The organism is Apibacter sp., from assembly GCF_025291155.1.
GTDB lineage: Bacteria > Bacteroidota > Bacteroidia > Flavobacteriales > Weeksellaceae > Apibacter.
Window position 1 is genome coordinate 1 of sequence record NZ_JAMBJZ010000125.1, and the last position, 4464, is coordinate 4464.

Sequence of the window (4464 nt, forward strand, 5' to 3'; positions counted from 1 at the left end):
ACTAGGTTCAATACTATCCGGAAATTTTAAATATTTCTGGTACAACTCATCTATATGTTCTGAATCTATTGCATTTAAAAATGAAAATTGGTCCATTTTATTTTTTGCTTTAAACTGGTATTCTTTATTTACTGTATAGGTTCAAATCTACTGATTTTGACGATATCTTCAAAGTAAATATTTTATATAATACAAATTATCTATGGACATTTTAAAATTATATTTTTTTTACAAAAAAACTATTTACCAAGAGCATCACCATTAAGTATTTAATCAATAATGTATATTGATTTTATAATCAATAATACTCTTATATTTATACTGATTTACTTATAAAAATATCGATTTTTAAGGTGGAAGGTATTTGAGTAAGAATGAATTTAACTACCTCTTAGTTATTTTGATATTTCATTGAAATTCTTTATTATCATTAAAAATACTTTTAAAATGGCTATAAAGAACTGTTTTAATGATTCGAATTATTAAAAAATTGATTATCCAACTAATACCTTAAGTGCTTTAGGCTCCAATGTAATAGATAAGTTCCTCGCATGTATGGGAGTAAATTCACCATCTATCTGCAAATAATCAGTATCAAGCTGAATGTCTAATTGATTCGTTTTAAAAAATATATTTTTCTTACTTCCAATATTTGTATTTAACAAAAATTGTAAGCCGATTAGGCAAAATGTAATCCAAGAACATTGGGTAATTAAATTTATATCAAATTGCCCATCTTGTAAAGAAGCATCAGGAGAAATGGAAAAACCATAACCTAAACAGTTACTATTTGAAATATTAAGCATCATTGCTTTTCCTGTAAATTTTTTAGATTTGGAAAGAACAGATAAATCAATCGGCTTAAATTTAAAAACGCTTATTAATAAGCTTTTCACATATCCTATCAATTGTCTTTGTTTCTGATGTGCATAAATTTTCACAGTTTCTGCATCAAACCCAATTCCAGCATTGCTAAAAAAATACTGTTGATTTATCTTACCACAATCAATTTTTTTTATATTTTTTTGTGAATTTTTAATAAATTGTAAAGCGACATCATAAGTGAGCGGAATTTTCAAATGTCGAGCCAAACCATTTCCGGATCCTATAGGCACAATAGCTAATATGACTTGTTTATTTACTAAGGCAGAGGCTACTTCATTGAGTGTACCGTCTCCACCGCAACTTACAATGATATCTGCTCCTGCTTCTATGGATTCCAGAGCTAATTTAAAGCCATCATTTTTTTTTCTTGTAAGCTTAATCTCAATATCATAATCTGCAAAAAGCTCTTTAATCCTATTCTTTACTTCTAAACCCTGTCCTTTACCTGAAATAGGATTGACAATGAAATGGATTCTACTTTCTTTCATTAAGAAACTGGCTTATAAATTTATATAGTACAGGATTTTAAATCTTTAATCATCTGAATTGGGTCCTGTGCATTAAATACACTACTTCCTGCCACAAGAACATCTGCTCCTGTATCTGCAAGTTTTTTTGCATTTTCTAAGCTCACTCCTCCATCTACTTGAATTAATGCTTTTGAATTTTTTTGAATGATAAGATCTTTACTGACTCCTATTTTTTTATAAGTATTTTCAATAAATTTTTGTCCACCAAATCCAGGATTTACACTCATTACTAATACCAAATCAAGAATTTCAATAATATCTTCCAGTAAATTTATATTAGTATGCGGATTTAAAGCTACACCTGCTTTCATACCTAATTTTTTAATTTCTTGGATAGTTCTATGTAGATGTGTGCAGGCTTCATAATGAACAGTTAAATAGTCTACTCCTAATTTTTTAAATGTATCCAAATATTGATCTGGATTAACGATCATTAAATGAGCATCTTTAATCTTTTTAGCTTTTTTATTTACCGCTTCAACTATTGGAAAACCAAAAGAAATGTTGGGAACAAATACTCCATCCATAATATCAATATGAAACCAATCGGCTTCACTCGAATTGATCATATCTACATCCTTATCTAAATTTCCGAAATTTGCTGAAAGAATGGAAGGTGCTAATAATGCCATTTTTTTATGCAAATTTATAAAAAACTATTAATTTTAATGCATTTAATTATCTTATAGTAATGTTCCATAAATAAGAAACCTTACTTATATGGTTGTGAATTAGGCATTACATTTGTATAAAATTTCACCTATGATTTTATATATTAAAAATATGGTTTGTAATCGTTGTATACTTGCAGTTGAAGAAATATTAAAAGAAATTCGTATACAGCCGGTTAGTATAGATCTTGGAGAAGTAATCTTAACGGATGAAATGAGCAAAGAAGTAAAACAAATTTTTAATGCTAAATTAAATAAAATCGGATTTGAATTGATTAGTGATTCCAATCAAAAAATTATAGAAAAAATTAAAGCTTTAGTAATTTCTCAAATTCAAGAATATAAAAAACAATCATCTAATTATTCAGAATTTTTATCGGAAAATTTAAATAAAGACTATTCATATCTAAGCAAATTGTTTTCTTCTACCACCGGTATAACAATTGAGCATTATGTAATTCTTCAAAAAATAGAAAAAGTAAAAGAACTATTGTCATATGATGAACTTAACTTATCTGAAATTTCTTATAAATTAGGATATAGTAGTGTAGCTCATTTATCTGCGCAATTTAAAAAAATTACCAGTATAACTCCTTCACAGTTTAAAGTACAAAAAATAAAAAAAAGGAAAGGATTGGATAAAATTATATAATTTTCTTTAATAACGTACTATCCTGCAAACGGTTAATTTTATTCTATATTAATATATTAATTTTATATTTATACGAATTATTTTTGGACTCAACTTGATATAATTTAATTACATGTAATGTGATTTTATTTTTTTTATTATTCAATTTGTACTGAAAAAGAATATATATTATATTTTACTTATTAATTTGGACGTTCAGCATTATATTTTTAGCTTTGTCAACTGTTAATTTAATCGTTTTTTAAAATGAATAGGAATAAGATCTTTGATTCTCTGAAATTTATATTAGTTTGTTTTGTAGTATATGCTCATACCACCGAAAGTCAATACAACAAGGATAGAGGTACTGAAGTTTTGGTAAGTTTTCTCTCAACCTTTACCATGCCACTATTTATATTTATTTCCGGTTACTTTTCTAAAACTATCACTTGGGATAAATATAAAAAATCTTTTAAAACTTTATTTCTCACTTATATCGTAGCTCAACTGACTTATTCAATACCCTTAATAATTGCACACTCGATAAACCCTCCTTCAAATCAATTTAATATCTTCGAAGAAATAATTTCCATTTTTATTCTTCCAAAGGGAGGTCTTTGGTATATAGTAGGACTGTTAGTATGGAGGTTTATGATTTATTATATAGCTAAATTTAAATTAAAATTTGCATTAGTTTTCAGCTTATCTTTAATAATTCCTTTGTTATTTGGATTTATAGATATACAATTGAATGCTTTTCGAATAATTACTTTCTTTCCATATTTTATTCTAGGCTATTATTGTACTGAAAATATTTTTAATAAAATTAGAAAGGTTAACCCTTTAATTTCATTTGCTGTTTTACTTATAATTTTTATTGGATTATGTTTTTATAAAGACCTTTTCCATTTTTTAATGGCCACTTTCGGAGAGGGGTCTTACAAAGCTACTTATCCAACAGTTTTTCAAGGATTTCTATATAGAGCATCTTTTTATTTAATCAGCATGATCAGCATTAATTGTGTAATGAATTTAGCTACGGACCGATTTTATAAGTTAGGGAAATATTCTTTGGGTATTTTCTTAGTACATCCTTGTATAATATTTACTATTTCAGGAATTAGAATGTATTTGCTTCCACCCATAGAGGTTTCTTATCCTATATTATTCGAATTTCCAATGTCTATGGTTATTGTAGGTATAAGTCTATATTTGTCGGAACTAAAACCAATCCAATATTGGATAAATCCAAGTTTAATTTTATCAAAAAAATAAGATATTAATTATATAGCCTGTAATTTTTATTACAGGCACTTTATTCTAATAGAAATATCATTTAGCTATTTTTTATTTAAAATTAATCGTTTCCTCAAAAGTATTAATTTTATTTTTTCAACTGCTCAGATCTTCTAAATGCTTATTTTTTACAGTTATCATTCATTTATTACATTTTTTCTATATCTATTTTTTCATATTTATTTTGAAAATTCGTTAGTTTATCTACTATAAATATCTATTAATAGGATTATATATTTCTAATGCAAAGATTATCTTTTATAAATATTCTTATCAATAAAATTGTAATTATTGAATAAGCGAGTAAAAAATAAAATTAAAAAAGAGTAATTTAGCATTCTATGATATTAGTTACAGGAGGTACGGGATTAGTAGGTAGCTATCTAGTACTAAAGTTGGCTAAAAAGGCTAAACATGTTAAGGTTTTATATAGAAATAATGCTACCCGACA

At 26.1% G+C, this 4464-nt stretch carries 5 protein-coding genes; 3 read left to right on the forward strand and 2 right to left on the reverse strand.

What is annotated here, in order from left to right; genetic code table 11:
• Nucleotides 1-494 precede the first annotated feature (494 nt).
• Nucleotides 495-1373 (reverse strand): diacylglycerol/lipid kinase family protein, encoded by an 879-nt coding sequence (locus tag M3Z80_RS09275; protein WP_293919333.1) that lies wholly within the window; start codon nt 1371-1373, stop codon nt 495-497.
• A gap of 20 nt (nt 1374-1393) precedes the next feature.
• Nucleotides 1394-2047, reverse strand: coding sequence for a ribulose-phosphate 3-epimerase (rpe, locus tag M3Z80_RS09280; RefSeq protein ID WP_293919334.1), 654 nt, complete (start codon nt 2045-2047; stop codon nt 1394-1396).
• Between the two features lie 130 nt (nt 2048-2177).
• Between rpe and M3Z80_RS09285 the strand changes: the two genes are divergently transcribed.
• From M3Z80_RS09285 to M3Z80_RS09295, 3 genes are all read left to right on the forward strand, one after another.
• Entirely contained in the window at nt 2178-2738 is a 561-nt protein-coding gene (locus tag M3Z80_RS09285; protein ID WP_293919335.1) for an AraC family transcriptional regulator, read from the forward strand.
• 246 nt (nt 2739-2984) lie between these two features.
• Nucleotides 2985-3992, forward strand: a complete 1008-nt coding sequence (locus tag M3Z80_RS09290; RefSeq protein WP_293919336.1) for an acyltransferase family protein — start codon at nt 2985-2987, stop codon at nt 3990-3992.
• Nucleotides 3993-4354: 362 nt separating this feature from the next.
• Nucleotides 4355-4464: NAD-dependent epimerase/dehydratase family protein (locus tag M3Z80_RS09295; protein WP_293919337.1), on the forward strand; the 110-nt coding region annotated here is incomplete at its 3' end.

Bases quoted from the DNA above. Each gene is read 5' to 3' on its own strand.
- M3Z80_RS09275 (WP_293919333.1), bottom strand. From the start codon at position 1,373: ATGAAAGAAAGTAGAATCCATTTCATTGTCAATCCTATTTCAGGTAAA.
- rpe (WP_293919334.1), bottom strand. From the start codon at position 2,047: ATGGCATTATTAGCACCTTCCATTCTTTCAGCAAATTTCGGAAATTTA.
- M3Z80_RS09285 (WP_293919335.1), top strand. From the start codon at position 2,178: ATGATTTTATATATTAAAAATATGGTTTGTAATCGTTGTATACTTGCA.
- M3Z80_RS09290 (WP_293919336.1), top strand. From the start codon at position 2,985: ATGAATAGGAATAAGATCTTTGATTCTCTGAAATTTATATTAGTTTGT.